General features: G+C 66.7%; 10 protein-coding genes. 9 read left to right on the top strand and 1 reads right to left on the bottom strand.

From position 1 onward, the window contains the following. Positions 1–11: 11 nt before the first annotated feature. Entirely contained in the window at positions 12–1049 is a 1038-nt protein-coding gene (gene mreB, locus BZL41_RS09730) for a rod shape-determining protein MreB (RefSeq protein WP_084336527.1), read from the bottom strand. Between the two features lie 220 nt (positions 1050–1269). Here mreB and gatC point away from each other — a divergent pair, with 220 nt between their 5' ends. The 9 genes from gatC to BZL41_RS09775 all read left to right on the top strand — a co-directional run. Further along, positions 1270–1557 carry an Asp-tRNA(Asn)/Glu-tRNA(Gln) amidotransferase subunit GatC gene (gene gatC / locus BZL41_RS09735; RefSeq protein WP_095599106.1) on the top strand — a complete coding sequence of 96 codons (288 nt, stop codon included), beginning with the start codon at positions 1270–1272 and terminating at the stop codon, positions 1555–1557. A 9-nt stretch (positions 1558–1566) separates the two neighbouring features. Next, positions 1567–3018 (top strand): Asp-tRNA(Asn)/Glu-tRNA(Gln) amidotransferase subunit GatA, encoded by a 1452-nt coding sequence (gatA, locus tag BZL41_RS09740; protein ID WP_095599107.1) that lies wholly within the window; start codon positions 1567–1569, stop codon positions 3016–3018. A gap of 11 nt (positions 3019–3029) precedes the next feature. After that, positions 3030–4475 carry an Asp-tRNA(Asn)/Glu-tRNA(Gln) amidotransferase subunit GatB gene (gene gatB / locus BZL41_RS09745; RefSeq protein WP_095599108.1) on the top strand — a complete coding sequence of 482 codons (1446 nt, stop codon included), beginning with the start codon at positions 3030–3032 and terminating at the stop codon, positions 4473–4475. A gap of 96 nt (positions 4476–4571) precedes the next feature. Continuing rightward, positions 4572–4985 (top strand): septal ring lytic transglycosylase RlpA family protein, encoded by a 414-nt coding sequence (locus BZL41_RS09750; protein ID WP_095599109.1) that lies wholly within the window; start codon positions 4572–4574, stop codon positions 4983–4985. A gap of 95 nt (positions 4986–5080) precedes the next feature. Then, complete coding sequence (locus BZL41_RS09755) at positions 5081–6169, top strand: calcium/sodium antiporter (protein WP_095599110.1); 1089 nt, start codon at positions 5081–5083, stop codon at positions 6167–6169. An 18-nt stretch (positions 6170–6187) separates the two neighbouring features. Further along, positions 6188–6574, top strand: coding sequence for a carboxymuconolactone decarboxylase family protein (locus BZL41_RS09760; protein ID WP_095599111.1), 387 nt, complete (start codon positions 6188–6190; stop codon positions 6572–6574). Positions 6575–6904: 330 nt separating this feature from the next. After that, positions 6905–7798 (top strand): sulfotransferase, encoded by an 894-nt coding sequence (locus tag BZL41_RS09765; protein WP_095599112.1) that lies wholly within the window; start codon positions 6905–6907, stop codon positions 7796–7798. Positions 7799–7855: 57 nt separating this feature from the next. Further along, on the top strand, positions 7856–8452 hold the full coding sequence (gene cysC, locus BZL41_RS09770; protein WP_095599113.1) for an adenylyl-sulfate kinase: 597 nt from the start codon (positions 7856–7858) through the stop codon (positions 8450–8452). Continuing rightward, positions 8439–16187, top strand: a 7749-nt coding sequence (locus tag BZL41_RS09775) for a non-ribosomal peptide synthetase (protein WP_143518054.1), incomplete at its 3' end; no start/stop codon positions are given. The genes cysC and BZL41_RS09775, both read left to right, overlap by 14 nt.

Here is a 16187-nt window from a genome sequence, read left to right on the forward strand (position 1 = left end):
CCGCTCGGCACTCACTCCGTGGACAGCAGGTCCATGGTGTGCCGGTCCATCATTTCCAAGGCACGGCCACCGCCACGGGCTACGCAGGTCAGCGGGTCCTCGGCGACGATCACCGGCAGGCCGGTTTCCTGGGCCAGCAGCTTGTCCAGGTCGCGCAGCAGCGCGCCACCGCCGGTCAACACCAAGCCACGCTCGGCAATATCGGAAGCGAGTTCCGGCGGCGACTGCTCCAAGGCGCTCTTCACCGCCTGGACGATGGTCGCCAGGGATTCCTGCAAGGCTTCCAGCACTTCGTTGGAGTTCAGGGTAAAGCTGCGCGGCACCCCTTCGGCCAGGTTGCGGCCACGCACGTCGACTTCGCGCAACTCGCCGCCCGGATAGGCGGTACCGATTTCCTGCTTGATGCGCTCGGCGGTGGATTCACCGATGAGGCTGCCGTAGTTGCGGCGCACATAGGTGATGATGGCTTCGTCGAAGCGGTCGCCGCCGACGCGGACGGACTCGGCGTAGACCACGCCGTTCAGAGAGATCAGCGCGATTTCCGTGGTGCCGCCGCCGATATCGACGACCATCGAGCCACGTGCCTCTTCCACCGGCAGGCCGGCACCGATGGCCGCGGCCATCGGCTCTTCGATCAGGAACACTTCGCGGGCGCCGGCACCGAGGGCAGACTCACGGATCGCACGGCGCTCCACCTGGGTGGACTTGCACGGCACGCAGATCAGCACGCGCGGGCTGGGCTGCAGGAAGCTGTTCTCGTGAACCTTGTTGATGAAGTACTGCAGCATCTTTTCGCAGACGCTGAAATCGGCGATCACGCCGTCCTTCATCGGGCGGATGGCGGAAATATTGCCCGGGGTACGGCCGAGCATGCGCTTGGCTTCGGTACCGACCGCCACGACACTCTTCTGGTTGCCGTGGGTACGGATGGCGACCACGGAGGGCTCGTTCAGCACAATGCCGCGCTCGCGCACATAAATAAGGGTATTGGCAGTGCCCAGGTCGATCGACAGATCGCTGGAAAACATGCCACGCAGTTTCTTGAACATGGGAGAGGGACCCTAGGGCAACGCGTGGGTAAAAAAGTGCGGCAAACTCTAACAACGACGGGGATTTTGGGCAAGGCGCGCACTATGTTAAATTGCCGGTTTTCCCGGGCTTCGCAGCCCCAAATCGCGGCCTTTGACCGCCCGTTCGCGGTATCCGTTCCCCGCATCTTTCGCACGGTCACGCCCGCTTTCCGCCGGCCGCCTCTTCTGGAGACACCCGATGGCGCTTGAACGCTCCGACGTGGAAAAGATCGCCCACCTCGCCCGCCTTGGGCTGAACGAAGCCGATCTGCCCCGCACCACCGAGACCCTCAACAACATTCTCGGCCTGATCGACCAGATGCAGGCGGTGGACACCGCAGGCATCGAACCCCTGGCCCACCCGCTGGAAGCCACCCAGCGCCTGCGCGCCGACGCGGTGACCGAGGAAAACCGCCGCGACGCCTACCAGGCCATTGCCCCGGCGGTGCAAGACGGCCTCTATCTGGTTCCCAAGGTCATCGAGTAAGGAAGTCCCATGCATCAACTGACTCTGGCCGAGATCGCCCGCGGCCTCGCCGCCAAGGAATTCTCCTCCGTCGAACTGACCCGCGCGCTACTCGCCCGCATCGATCAGCTCGACCCGCAGCTCAACGCCTTCATCAGCGTCACCGAGGAGCTGGCCTTGCAACAGGCCCAGGCCGCCGATGCGCGCCGCGCTGCCGGCGAGGACGGTGCCCTGCTGGGCGCGCCGATCGCCCACAAGGACCTGTTCTGCACCCAGGGCGTGCGCACCAGCTGCGGCTCGAAGATCCTCGACAACTTCGTCGCCCCGTACAACGCAACCGTGGTCGAGAAACTCGCCGCCGCCGGCACCGTGACCCTCGGCAAGCTGAACATGGACGAGTTCGCCATGGGTTCGGCCAACGAATCCAGCCATTACGGCCCGGTGAAGAACCCCTGGGACCTCGAGCGCGTGCCCGGCGGCTCCTCCGGCGGTTCCGCCGCGGCGGTGGCCGCGCGCCTGCTGCCGGCAGCGACCGGCACCGATACCGGCGGTTCGATCCGCCAGCCGGCGGCACTGACCAACCTCACCGGCCTCAAGCCCACCTACGGCCGCGTCTCCCGCTGGGGCATGATCGCCTACGCTTCCAGCCTCGATCAGGGCGGCCCGCTGGCCCGCACCGCCGAGGACTGCGCGCTGATGCTGCAGGCCATGGCCGGCTTCGATCCGAAAGACTCCACCAGCGTCGACCAGCCCCTCGACGACTACCTCGGCGAGCTGAACAAGCCGCTCGACGGCCTGCGCATCGGCCTGCCCAAGGAATACTTCGGCGCCGGCCTCGACCCGAGCATCGCCGAGATCGTCATGGCCAGCGTCGAGGAGCTGAAGAAGCTCGGCGCCAGCGTCAAGGAAATCTCCCTGCCGAACATGAAGCACGCGATCCCGGCCTACTACGTAATCGCCCCGGCCGAGGCTTCCTCCAACCTCTCGCGTTTCGACGGCGTGCGCTTCGGCTACCGCTGCGCCAACCCGGAGAATCTCGAAGACCTGTACAAGCGCTCCCGTGCCGAAGGTTTCGGCGAAGAGGTCAAGCGCCGCATCATGGTCGGCACCTACGCCCTGTCCGCAGGCTATTACGACGCCTATTACCTGCAGGCACAGAAAATCCGCCGGCTGATCAAGAACGACTTCATGGCGGCCTTCGCCGAAGTGGACGTCATTCTCGGCCCGACCACGCCGAGCCCGGCCTGGAAGCTCGGCGAGAAGAACAACGACCCGGTCGCCCAGTACCTGGAAGACATCTACACCATCACCGCCAACCTCGCCGGCCTGCCGGGGCTGTCCATGCCCGCCGGGTTCGCCGCCGGCCTGCCGGTGGGCGTGCAACTGCTCGCCCCGTACTTCCAGGAAGCCCGCCTGCTCAACGTAGCGCACCGCTACCAGCAGGCGACCGATTGGCACACACGCGCTCCGGCCGGATTCTGAGGACGATTCACATGCAATGGGAAACCGTGATCGGGCTGGAAATCCACGCACAGCTCGCCACTCAATCGAAGATTTTCTCCGGTAGCGCCACCACCTTCGGCGCCGAACCGAACACCCAGGCCAGCCTGATCGACCTGGGCATGCCCGGCGTGCTGCCGGTACTCAACGAAGAAGCGGTGAAGATGGCCGTGAAATTCGGCCTGGCGATCGATGCCGAGATTGGCCGCAAGAACGTCTTCGCGCGCAAGAACTACTTCTACCCCGACCTGCCCAAGGGCTACCAGATCAGCCAGTACGAGCTGCCCATCGTTGGCAAGGGCCATCTGGACATCACCCTGGAAGACGGCACCGTCAAGCGCATCGGCATCACCCGCGCGCACCTGGAAGAAGATGCCGGCAAGAGCCTGCACGAAGACTTCCATGGCATGAGCGGCATCGACCTGAACCGCGCCGGCACCCCGCTGCTGGAAATCGTCTCCGAGCCGGACATCCGCAGCGCCAAGGAGGCCGTGGCCTACGTCAAGGCGATCCATGCCCTGGTGCGCTACCTCGGCATCTGCGACGGCAACATGAACGAAGGCTCGCTGCGCTGCGACTGCAACGTCTCGGTGCGCCCCAAGGGCCAGGCCGAGTTCGGTACCCGCGCGGAGATCAAGAACGTCAACTCCTTCCGCTTCATCGAGAAGGCGATCAACCATGAAATCCAGCGCCAGATCGAACTGATCGAGGACGGCGGCAAGGTCATCCAGGAAACCCGCCTGTACGACCCGAACAAGGACCAGACCCGCTCCATGCGCGGCAAGGAAGAAGCCAACGACTACCGCTACTTCCCGGACCCGGACCTGCTGCCCGTGGTGATCGAGCAGGACTTCCTCGACACGGTGCGCGCCACCCTGCCGGAGCTGCCGCAGCAGAAGCGTGAGCGCTTCCAGGCCGAGTTCGGCCTGTCCGCCTACGACGCCAGCGTGCTGTCGGCCAGCCGCGAGATGGCCGACTACTTCGAGCAGGTCGCGGGCATCTGCGGCGACGCCAAGCTGGCGGCCAACTGGGTGATGGTCGAACTGGCCAGCCTGCTCAACAAGTCGGACCTGGAGATCGAGCAGTCGCCGGTATCCGCCGAACAGTTGGGCGGCATGATCCTGCGGATCAAGGACAACACCATTTCCGGCAAGATCGCCAAGATGGTCTTCGAGGCCATGGCCAACGGCGAAGGCACGGCCGACCAGATCATCGAAGCCAAGGGTCTCAAGCAAGTCACCGACAGCGGTGCCATCGAGAGCATGCTGGATGAGGTACTGGCCGCCAATGCCGAGCAGGTCGAGCAATACCGCGCCAGCGACGAAGCCAAGCGCGGCAAGATGTTCGGCTTCTTCGTCGGCCAGGCGATGAAGGCCTCGAAAGGCAAGGCCAACCCGCAGCAGGTCAACGAACTGCTGAAGAAAAAGCTGGAAGGCTGACGTGCCTGCCGGGAGCCGGCCGCGTCGGCTCCCGTTTCACCTTCCCCGCACTTTCGTTACGCTTCTCGTCGTCTCGACAATAAGAAGAGAGCCGTGATGCGCCTGAGCCTCGCCCGGCCCCGCTGGGTATCCGCACTGCTCGTATCGTCCCTGCTGCTCGGCGGTTGTGCCGGTCTTCGCCCCGGCGGCGAGGAGGAACGCATCGATCCCTCCGGTTACCGCGCCGAGGGCAAGGCTTCCTATTACGGTTCCCGTCATCATGGCCGACGCACGGCCAGCGGCGAGCGCTTCGACCAGAACGCCCTGACCGCCGCCCACCGGACGCTGCCGTTCGGTACCCGGGTCCGGGTCACCAACCTGAACAATGCCCGCACCGTGGTGGTCCGTATCAATGATCGCGGCCCCTACGGCCGTGGGCGCATCATCGATCTCTCGTTCAAGGCCGCCCAGCAACTGGACATGATCCGCACCGGCGTCGTACCCGTCCGCGTCGAGAGCCTGGTCGACTGAACGGCGACGCACATCGTAACAATCCGTTGCCATCCCCCGCTGGCGCCGGCAAGGCGGATCGTTAAGCTACGCGCAATCTTTTCTGGAGCTCGACAATGACGTTGATGACTTTTGTCTACCTGATCGCCGGCCTCATCCTGCTGGTAGCCGGCGCGGAAGTTCTGGTGCGCGGCGCAGCACGGCTGGCGGCGATTTTCGGCATCCCGCCCCTGGTGATCGGCCTCACCGTGGTGGCCTTCGGCACCAGTGCCCCGGAAACGGCCGTCAGCGTGCAGGCGGCGCTGAACGGCAGCGGCGATATCGCTATCGGCAACGTCGTCGGCAGCAACATCGCCAATGTCCTGCTGATTCTCGGCCTGTCGGCGATCATCGCCCCGCTCGTCGTCTCCCGGCAGTTGATCCGCCTGGACGTGCCGCTGATGATCGGTGCCAGCCTGGTTACCTTCGCCCTGGCCTGGGACGGCGAACTGAGCCGTCTCGACGGTGCCCTGCTGTTCAGTGGCGTACTGGCCTACACGACCTTCCTCATCATCAGCAGCCGTCGCGACAAGGCTGCCGCCAGCGACGACGAGTTCGCCGAAGAGTTCGGCCTGCACGAACAACCCAAGCGCTTCGCCTGGCTGGTCAACCTGTTGCTGGTGATCGGCGGCCTCGTCCTGCTGGTGGCCGGCTCGAACTTCCTGGTCGAAGGCGCCGTCTCCCTGGCCCGTGCCCTGGGCCTGTCCGAACTGGTGATCGGCCTGACCGTCATCGCAATCGGCACCTCGCTGCCGGAGCTGGCGACCTCCATCCTCGCCGCGCTCAAGGGCGAGCGCGACATCGCCGTGGGCAACGTGGTCGGCAGCAACATCTTCAACCTGCTCTGCGTGCTAGGCCTTGCCTCGCTGGTCTCGCCGAAGGCGATTTCCGTCTCACCAAATGCTCTGGCCTTCGACTTCCCGGTGATGATCGCGGTGGCCGTGGCCTGCCTGCCAATCTTCTTCTCCGGCTACCGGATCAACCGCTGGGAAGGCCTGCTGTTCTTCGGCTATTACCTGGCCTACACGCTGTACCTGGTGCTGTTCGCCACCGGCGCGCCGTTGATCAGCGAATTCCGCGCCGGCATGATCGGCTTCGTCCTGCCGCTGACCGCCCTGACCCTGGCAGTGATCGCCGCGCGGTCCTGGCACCTGCAACGTCGTTGATTCCGAAGGAGCACGCACATGAGCGAAAACCGCGAACAGGGCCTGCAAGTCCGCCGCGAGGTGATGGGCGAGGCCTTCGTCGAGCGCGCCATGGGCTCGGCCACCGCGTTCACCCAACCGTTGCAGGACTTCGTCAACGAACACGCCTGGGGCGGCGTCTGGACCCGCGAAGGGTTGCCGCGCAAGACCCGCAGCCTGATCACCCTGGCCGCGCTCACCGCCCTGAAATGCCCGCAGGAACTGAAAGGCCACGTGCGCGGCGCGCTGAACAATGGCTGTACGCCGGAGGAAATCCGCGAAGCCCTGCTGCACTGCGCCGTCTACGCCGGCGTACCGGCCGCCATCGACGCCTTCCGCGCCGCCCAGGAAGTCGTCGAAGCCTGGCAGGCCGAACAGAAAGCCTGAGCCCACCGACGCGTGCGGCCAACTCGGCCGCTCTCTATCGTCGCGCCAAGCGCGTCACACTTCTCGCCACGCCCTCGTCCCCATCGCATCCATCTCGGCCTGTCAGACTCGGCTACTAGAAACCGAGGCAACGAGACGGACACGCTCACATCCGCGACCCGCATCTCATAGCAAATGCGAAGAGCCCTGCTGATCCGGGGGCTTCATGGTGCTGAAATCCCCCACCGGTTCCGTCAGGCCGTCCGACGCCACGCAGGAAGGCCAAGCACATCGTGTTTCCCACGCTCGCCCACCCAGGCCTCGCCTCCCACATTCCTAGCGCTCCCAATCATGAACAAGACATTCCACTTCATCGCGGGCCTTCCCCGCTCCGGCTCGACATTACTGGCCGCGATTCTGCGGCAGAATCCGAACGTCTATGCCCGCATGAGCAGCCCGCTGGCACGGATTCTTTCGTCCATCCTGGTGGAGACGAACGGCGAAGATGGGCCCCTGGTGACGCCGGAAAGGCGCCGCCGCATCCTCCGGGGTGTATTCGACTCGTTCTATGCGGACGAAGAGCGCGGCATCATCTTCGATACCAACCGAGGCTGGTGTGCGCGCCTGCCCTTGCTTCATGAACTGTTCGATGACGTCCGGGTGATTTGCCTGGTCAGAAGCGTAGCCGGCGTCCTGGATAGCTTCGAAACGCTGGTACAGCGCAACGTCTTCGAGCGTTCCGGCTTGTTCCACAACGAGGAAGAGCGCGCCACCGTCTATTCGCGCTCCCAGGCACTGCTCTTGCCGAACCGAACCGTCGGCTATGCACTGAACGCACTCAAGGAGGCCGTTTACGGCAACTATTCGCGCTCCCTCCTGCTGGTGGAATACGACCACCTGACTCGCTTCCCGAAGGAAACCCTTCGACTGATCTATGAATTCCTAGGGACGTCGCCCTTCGAGCACAGCTTCGACAGCCTGACCTACGACGAGCCTCATTTCGACAACGGTCTGTCCACTCCCGGCCTGCACTTCGTCAAGCGCAATACCGAGGCCGTGGCACGGCCCACGGTCCTGCCCCCGGACCTGTTCGAACACGCCGAATACCTGAATTTCTGGCGCGAGCCGAACTACAGCGAGGCGAACATCATCCGCCTCGACCCGGCGGACAACCGGTTGGCCATCCAACCGCTGGCCGGCACCGCAACGCCCAACCGCCTCAATACTGGCCGGGTCCTTTCCTGACCGGGCTCCGTCCACCGCCGCTCCGACCCGGCGAATCGACCACGAAGCAGGCCTAGCATGCGAATGGCTGACAGCTCACATACCCCGCGTGCGGACATCCGCAAGCCCGCCACGCTCTGGATGACCGGTCTCTCCGGAGCTGGCAAGACCACCCTTGCCGGCCACCTGAAGGAGCGACTGGAACGATGCGGTCACCGCTGCGCCATCCTGGATGGCGACACGCTTCGCCAAGGCTTGAGCAGCGACTTGGGATACGGCCGCGAAGACCGCAAGGAGCAGGTACGCCGAGTCGCCCATGTCGCACGGATACTTAACGACGCCGGCGTGGATGTCATCGTCGCGCTCGTCTCGCCCTACCGCGCCGACCGGCAACTCGCCCGCACCATCATCGGCCCCGCGAACATGCTGGAAATCTGGGTTTGTGCGTCGCTGGAAACCTGCCGCGCCCGCGACCCCAAGGGCCTCTACCGTCAGGTGGAAGACGGCCTGTTGTCCGGCCTGACCGGAATCGCTGCGCCCTACGAACCACCGGGAGAGGAAGCACTGCCGGTCGATACCGGCCGGTTCGACGTGCAGACCTGTACCGCTCGTATCCTCGATGCTCTCCACACCCGCCTTTCTTCCCGACCGGATCTCGACAATGCTCAGTGCTGACGAGAAGCACCCGCTGAATGCCTGGAACGACACCACGCAAACGCTCGACGAACTACCGGTTCCTCAACTCTTCGAGCGGCAGGTGACCGAACATGCCAATGCACAAGCCGTCGTCTTCGGCGATACGCATCTGACTTATGCGGAGCTGGACGAACGTGCCAACCGGCTGGCCCATCGGCTCATCGAACTGGGAATCGGCCGGGAACACCGGGTTGCCGTCGCCTTACCCCGTTCGCCGGAACTTCCCATCGCTCTGCTCGCCATCCTCAAGGCGGGCGGCACATACCTGCCGCTCGATGCGGACTACCCATCCACGCGCCTGGCCTACATGATCGGCGACGCCCAGCCGGCGCTGCTGCTGACCACCCGCGAAAACCGGAAGGCTCTTCCCGCCTTCGATGCCGCCGGTACACTGCTGCTCGACGATGCCCAGTGCCAGGCCGATCTCGCCCAACAGCCTTCCCACGCGCCCAGCGACAGCGAGCGGGGCTTCACACTGACACCCCATCAAACCGCCTACATCATCTATACCTCGGGCTCTACGGGGCAACCGAAAGGTGTGATGGTGTCTCATCGCGGCCTGCCGCACCTGGTCAGCACCCACCAACGGCGTTGCGAGCTGGGGCCCGGCTGCCGGGTGCTGCAGTTCGCCTCGCCTGGTTTCGACGCGGCAATTTCGGAGATGCTGCGGCCCCTGTTGTCCGGCGCCACGCTGGTGATGGCGCCTCCGGAGCAATTGACGCCCAGTGCCCCCCTGGCCGCGCTGGTCGAACGAGCAAGCATCACGCACCTCACCCTGACACCCGCCGTCCTCGCCGTCATGCCGGACGACAGCCTCGCATCGGTCCGCTGCCTCATCGTTGCCGGCGAAGCCTTTTCCTCCGCCCTGGTGGAGCGCTGGGAGAGCCGCCAGCGGCGGTTGGTCAATGCCTATGGCCCGACGGAAGCGACCGTATTGGCGACGATGAATGCCACGCTGAGCCCCTCGGACCTGTCCATCGGCACGCCCATCGATAACGCCCGCATCCACCTCCTCGATGCCGGACTCCGGCAGGTTCCCCTCGGCACCCCTGGTGAAATCTGCATCGGCGGCGCCGGCATCGCCCGGGGCTACCTGAACCGCCCCGGCCTCACCGCCGAGCGCTTCGTCGCCGACCCTTTCGGCCCACCCGGCGCACGCCTCTACCGCTCCGGCGATCTCGGCCGCTGGCGAGACGACGGCAGCCTGGAGTTCCTCGGACGCATCGATGACCAAGTGAAGATTCGCGGCTTCCGTATCGAGCCCGGCGAGATCCAGACCCTGCTGGAACAGCATCCCGGCGTGGCCCAGGCCCTCGTCCATCTGCATGAGAATCCGCCCGGCAGCAAGCGGCTGGTCGCCTATGCCGTCCCCACCGACGGCCAGCATCCACAGCCCGGGACGCTACGCCGCTTCCTCGCCGAGCGCCTGCCGGACCATATGGTCCCCGCCGCCGTGCTGATGCTCCCGGCGCTGCCGTTGACCGCCCATGGCAAGATCGACCGCCAGGCACTCCCCGTCCCGACCTTCGCCGCCCGCGCAGACTCCCGCTCGCCACGCACGTCCCGCGAACGTACCCTGGCGACGCTCTTCGCCGACACCCTCGGCGTATCGGATATCGGCATCGACGACAGTTTCTTCGATCTCGGCGGCCACTCACTGCTGGCCATCCAGTTGGCGGGTCGCGTTCGTGAAGTCCTGGGCCTGGACCTGTCGGTCCGCACGCTCTTCGAGGCGCCCAGCGTCGCGGAGCTGGCCACTCGACTGGACAGCAGCCCGACGGCCGCTGACCGTCCACGCCTGGCACCGGCGCTACGGCCCGAGCGCCTGCCGCTGTCTCCGGCCCAGCAGCGGCTCTGGTTCCTGCAAAAGCTCGAAGGCCTGGGTGCGACCTACAACCTCCCATCCGGTTGGCTGCTCGAAGGCCCGCTCGACACCGATGCGCTGGAAGCCTCCCTGGGCGACCTGACCGACCGCCACGAAAGCCTGCGCACGATATTCCCCGAAGCGGAAACCGGCCCACACCAGCACATCCTGCCGGCGGCCCAGGCGCGCCCCACCCTCGAGCGGCTCGCCATACCGGGCAATCCGCTGGACATCCTGGAACGGTTGGCGAGCCAACCGTTCGACCTGGCGACGCAGATCCCCCTGCGCGCCGCCCTGCTGCGGCTCGCACCGGAACGTCACCTGCTAGTGCTGGTCCTGCACCACATCGCTGCCGACGGCTGGTCCATCGCCCCCCTGATGGCCGATCTGTCGGCCGCCTACGCCGCCCGCCGGAACGGCAGGGCCCCGGAGTGGGCACCGTTGCCGGTCCAATACGCCGACTACACCCTCTGGCAGCACGCCATGCTGGGCTCGCCGGAAACCCCCGACAGCCTCTCCGCCCGCCAACTCGCTCATTGGCGAGACGCCTTGTCGGGCCTGCCCGATCTCTGCACACCGCTGTCCGACCGTCCGCGCCCCGCCCAGCTCAGCCAACGAGGCGGCTTACTGGTATTGCAGATTCCATCGGCACTGCACGGTGCCCTGATCGAAGTGGGCCTGCGCCATGGCGCCAGCCTGTTCATGGTGCTGCAGGCCGCCCTGGCCATCCTCCTCAGCCGACATGGCGCGGGCCAGGACATTGTGATCGGCTCACCGGTGGCCGGGCGCGACGACCAAGCCCTCGCCCCGCTGGTCGGCTTCTTCGTCAATACCCTGGCCCTGCGCACCGACACCCACGGCAATCCCACGGTGGCGGACCTGTTGAAGCGGGTCCGCGACCAGAGCCTGGCCGCCTATGCGAACCAGGACGTGCCCTTCGAGCAGGTAGTCGAGGCGTTGAACCCGAATCGCACGCCGTCGGCACATCCGGTATTCCAAGTGATGCTGGGGCTGCAGAACATGGCACTCCCCCGGCTCGCCCTGGCCGGCCTGCAGGTCACGCCGAAGCCAGTAGAGCAGCCGTCGATCAAGTGCGACCTGGTCTTCAATCTGCGCGAAGAAACAGGCCCCGGCGGCGAGCCGGCCGGCCTGTATGGCCGCCTCGAATATGCCGCCGATTTGTTCGACCACCCTACCGCCGAACACCTGGCGGAACGCTGGCAGCGAATATTGGAGGCCATGGCCGCCGCCCCCGGAGAACGAATCGACGACATCGCCCTGCTCGATGCCGAAGAAACCCACCGGTTGGAACACTGGAACGATACCCGGCAAGCGGTGGACGAATGGCCCATCCCGACGCTGTTCGCGCGGCGTGTGCTGGAGCATCCCGACGCCACGGCGCTGGTCGCCGGCGCCACCCGGATGTCCTATGCGGAACTCGACAACCGCGCCAACCGGCTCGCCCACCGCCTGCTGGCCTCCGGTGTCGCCCGGGAAGACGCCGTCGCCGTGCTGCACGAAGACACCCTCGATTTCGTCGTGTCGATCCTCGCGGTGCTCAAGGCCGGCGGCGTCTATGTCCCGCTGTCGTCCCGCTACCCCGAAGAGCGCAAGCGCTGGATCGTTGAAGACGCCGCCGCGAAAGTGCTGCTGGTTCGCGATAGAGCCCACGGTGAAGGGCTCGCCGGCTGCATCGTCACCCTCGACGAGGCCGAAACGGCGCACGGGCCCGCCACGGTCCCGGACGTCCCTTACTCGGCGGACCAACTCGCCTACGTCATCTATACCTCCGGCTCGACCGGAAAACCGAAAGGCGTCGCCGTCAGCCACCGCAACATCGCCAGCTTCGTCGGCGACCAACGCTGGCAGGAAGGCGACCATACCTGCGTACTGGCGCACTCGTCCCATGCCTTCGATGCGTCCACCTACGAAATCTGGGTTCCCCTACTGACTGGAGGAACGGTGGTGGCTGCGCCCGGGGGCGAGCTGGACCCGGCTAGCCTGGAACGGACGCTTGTCGAAGGCGGCATCACGGCGCTGTTCCTGACCACCGCGCTGTTCCGCCTGGTCATGGACTGCGCTCCATCCAGTCTCTCCAGCCTGCGCACCGTATGGACCGGCGGCGAGCGCGCCTCGCCCGCGGCCTTCCGACGCATGCTCGACGCCTGTCCGGCGACCCGGACGGTACACGTCTATGGCCCCACGGAAACCACCACCTTCGCCGTGGCGCATGCCCTGCCCATCGCCGCCCCGGTGGCGGAAAACGTCCCCCTAGGCCTGCCGCTGGGCAATACCCAGGTGCACATCCTCGACCATCGGCTCCGGCGGCAGCCCATCGGCGTCGCCGGAGAAATCTGCATCGGCGGGCCAGGCGTGGCGCGCGGCTACCTGAACCGCCCCGGCCTCACCGCCGAGCGCTTCGTCGCCGATCCCTTCGGCCCGCCCGGCTCACGTCTCTATCGCTCCGGCGACCTCGGCCGCTGGCGCCACGACGGCACCCTCGAATTCCTCGGCCGCATCGACGATCAGGTGAAGATTCGCGGTTTCCGCATCGAGCCCGGCGAAATCCAGGCCGCGCTGGAGCAGCACCCCGACGTCGCGCAGGCCGTCGTGCTTGTCCGCGAAGCACAAGCCGGCGGCCAGCAGTTGATCGCCTATGCGGTCCCGTGCGACGGCGTCCGCCCCGATCCCGCCGTCTTGCGGCGCCATCTCGCCGAGCGCCTGCCGGACTACATGGTCCCGGCCGCCGTGGTCATGCTCGACGCACTCCCGCTGACCGCCAACGGCAAGATCGACCGAAAGGCCCTGCCGGCCCCCGACTTCACCGCCTCGCCTGCCCGGCGTGAGGCACGGACACCCCGCGAACACAGCCTGGCAGCGCTCTTCGCCGATACCCTCGGGCTCCCCACGGTGGGCATCGACGACAACTTCTTCGATCTCGGCGGCCACTCGCTGCTGGCCACCCACCTGGTCAGTCGCATCCGCTCGACGCTGGGCCTGGATCTTTCCCTGCGCACCCTGTTCGAAGCGCCCAGTGTGGCCCAGCTCGCGCAACGGCTCGACGCCGCTACCGGCGAAACCCGTCCCGCCCTGCGTCCCCGGCCGCGTCCCGGATCGCTCCCGCTGGCGTTCGCCCAGCAACGCCTGTGGTTCATCCACCGTCTCGAAGGGCCGGGCCCCACCTACAACATCCCGGTGTGCTGGAGCCTGTCCGGCGAACTCGACCGCGCCGCACTGGAGCATGCCCTCGCCGATCTCGTCACGCGCCATGAAAGCCTGCGCACGCTATTCGTCGAAACCCCGGACGGCGCCTGCCAGCGCATTCTTCCTGCCGAACAGGCCCATCCCGACCTGGACTGTGTCGACCTCACCGGCATCCGCCTGCCCGAACAGCCGGATACTTCGCCACCGCCCGCATTGCGGGATGCCATCGATCAGGCGGCGCGCTACGGCATCGATCTGGAGCGGGAAATCCCCCTGCGAGCCACCCTCTTCTGCCTAGGGCCGACGCAGCACGCCCTGCTGCTGACACTCCATCACATCGCCGCCGACGGCCTGTCCATTCCCCCGCTGTCGGCCGACCTGGCACACGCCTATGCGGCGCGACGCAAAGGCCAGGTGCCGGCCTGGCCACCGCTGCCCATCCAATATGCCGACTACAGCCTCTGGCAGCACGACCTGCTCGGCGACCCGGCCGCCCCGGACAGCCTCGCGGCGCGCCAACTCGACTATTGGCGCCAGGCGCTCGACGGTGTGCCGGAGCTGTGCGGGCTCCAGCCCGACCGCCCACGGCCGGCCCGACCGAGCCACCGGGGCGACTCGGTGGCGCTCGACCTTCCACCGGGCTTGCATGCACCATTGACCGCTCTCGGCCAACGCCACGGCGCCACCCTGTACATGGTGCTGCAGGCCGCTCTGGCCATCCTGCTGACACGCCAGGGCGCCGGCACCGACATTGTGATCGGCGCGCCTCTCGCCGGGCGGACCGACACAGCGCTCGACCCGCTGGTGGGCTTCTTCGTCAACACCCTCGCCCTACGCATCGATACCCGCGGCGATCCAGACGTAGCCACCCTGCTCGGCCGCATCCGTGAACGAAACCTGGCAGCCTATGCCCACCAGGACCTGCCGTTCGAGCGGCTGGTCGAGGCACTGAACCCGGCACGCACCTTATCGGCCCATCCCCTGTTCCAGGTGATGCTCGGCCTCCAGCATGGCTCGCACACGAGCCTCGCCCTCGAAGGGCTGACGACCGCAGCGCTGCCGGCAAGCCTGGCAGCGGTGAAATTCGATCTGGTGTTCAACCTGCGCGAGAGCCTGGACGCCCAGGGCCGTCCCGTGGAACTCCACGGCAGCCTGGAGTACGCCACCGACCTTTTCGAGCGCCCCACCGCCGAGCGCCTGGCCCGGCAGTGGCGAAACATCCTCGACGCCATGCTGGCCGATCCAAACCGCCGAATCGGCGAAATCGACCTGCTGGATGCGCACGACAGGCATCTGCTGCAGCGCTGGAATGCCAGCGCTGCGCCGGTCGAGGAAGGCCCCGTTGCGCCTCTCTTCGAGCGCCAGGTCGAGCGGTCTCCCGATGCCACCGCCCTGGTCTTCGCCGATCAGGCGCTGAGCTATCGCGAGCTCAACGGCCGCGCCAACCGTCTGGCCCACCAGTTGCTGGCGATGGGCGTGAGCCGGGAGGACCGGATTGCCGTTGCCCTGCCGCGCTCCGCGGAACTCGCGGTCGCCATGCTCGCGCTGTTCAAGGCCGGCGCCACCTACCTGCCGCTCGACCCCGGCTACCCGCACGCCCGCCTCGCCTTCATGCTGGAAGATGCCCGCCCGGTGGCCCTGCTGACCACCCGCACCCTCCAGCCCGGCCTGCCGGACTTCCACGGCCCGCTCCTGCTGCTCGACGACCCCACCTGCGCCCGTCAACTGGCGGACAGGCCCGCCGACAACCCCGGCGATGAATCACGGGGGTTTGCCCTCTCGGCGGAACAGGCGGCCTACATCATCTACACCTCGGGCTCCACCGGCACGCCAAAAGGAGTGGTGGTGAGCCATCGGGGTCTGCCCCACTTGGTCAGCACCCATCGACAACGGTGCGGGTTGGGGCCAGGGAGCCGCGTGCTGCAGTTCGCCTCGCCCAGCTTCGACGCTGCGATTTCCGAGCTGCTGCGACCTCTGCTTTCGGGCGCGACCCTGGTGATGGCCGCCAGCGACGAGCTGACGCCCGGCGCACCGCTGACTGCGCTGCTGGCGCGCGAACGGATCACCCATCTCACCCTGCCGCCCGCCGCCCTGGCGGTGATGCCGGACGACAGCCTGGCATCGGTCCGCTACCTCGTGGTCGCCGGCGAGGCGTCCTCTCCCGCCCTGGTGGAGCGCTGGGGCAAGGGGCGGACCATGATCAATGCCTACGGCCCGACGGAGGCAACGGTGGCGGCAACGATGAACGCCGCCATGACGCCCACCGACCTGTCCATCGGTACGCCCATCGACAACGCACGCATCCATTTGCTGGACACCCGGCTGCGCGAAGTGCCCCTCGGCGCGCCCGGGGAAATCTGCATCGGTGGGCCCGGCGTGGCACGCGGCTACCTGAATCGCCCCGGCCTCACCGCCGAGCGCTTCATTGCCGATCCCTTCGGCCCGCCCGGGGCACGCCTCTACCGCTCCGGCGACCTCGGCCGCTGGCGCAACGACGGCACGCTCGAATACCTCGGGCGGATCGACGAGCAGGTGAAGATTCGCGGCTTCCGCATCGAGCTGGGCGAGATCGAAACCCGTCTCGCCGCCTGCCCCGGCATCCGCGAAACAGCCGTCATCGCCCGCGACACTGGTTCGGGTGACAAA

The sequence above is a fragment of the Pseudomonas sp. PIC25 genome (assembly GCF_002286785.1).
Classification (GTDB): Bacteria; Pseudomonadota; Gammaproteobacteria; order Pseudomonadales; family Pseudomonadaceae; genus Pseudomonas_M.

Excerpts from the sequence above, each read along its gene's own strand:
- mreB (WP_084336527.1), bottom strand. The coding sequence starts at position 1,049 with ATGTTCAAGAAACTGCGTGGCATGTTTTCCAGCGATCTGTCGATCGAC.
- gatC (WP_095599106.1), top strand. The coding sequence starts at position 1,270 with ATGGCGCTTGAACGCTCCGACGTGGAAAAGATCGCCCACCTCGCCCGC.
- gatA (WP_095599107.1), top strand. The coding sequence starts at position 1,567 with ATGCATCAACTGACTCTGGCCGAGATCGCCCGCGGCCTCGCCGCCAAG.
- gatB (WP_095599108.1), top strand. The coding sequence starts at position 3,030 with ATGCAATGGGAAACCGTGATCGGGCTGGAAATCCACGCACAGCTCGCC.
- BZL41_RS09750 (WP_095599109.1), top strand. The coding sequence starts at position 4,572 with ATGCGCCTGAGCCTCGCCCGGCCCCGCTGGGTATCCGCACTGCTCGTA.
- BZL41_RS09755 (WP_095599110.1), top strand. The coding sequence starts at position 5,081 with ATGACGTTGATGACTTTTGTCTACCTGATCGCCGGCCTCATCCTGCTG.
- BZL41_RS09760 (WP_095599111.1), top strand. The coding sequence starts at position 6,188 with ATGAGCGAAAACCGCGAACAGGGCCTGCAAGTCCGCCGCGAGGTGATG.
- BZL41_RS09765 (WP_095599112.1), top strand. The coding sequence starts at position 6,905 with ATGAACAAGACATTCCACTTCATCGCGGGCCTTCCCCGCTCCGGCTCG.
- cysC (WP_095599113.1), top strand. The coding sequence starts at position 7,856 with ATGCGAATGGCTGACAGCTCACATACCCCGCGTGCGGACATCCGCAAG.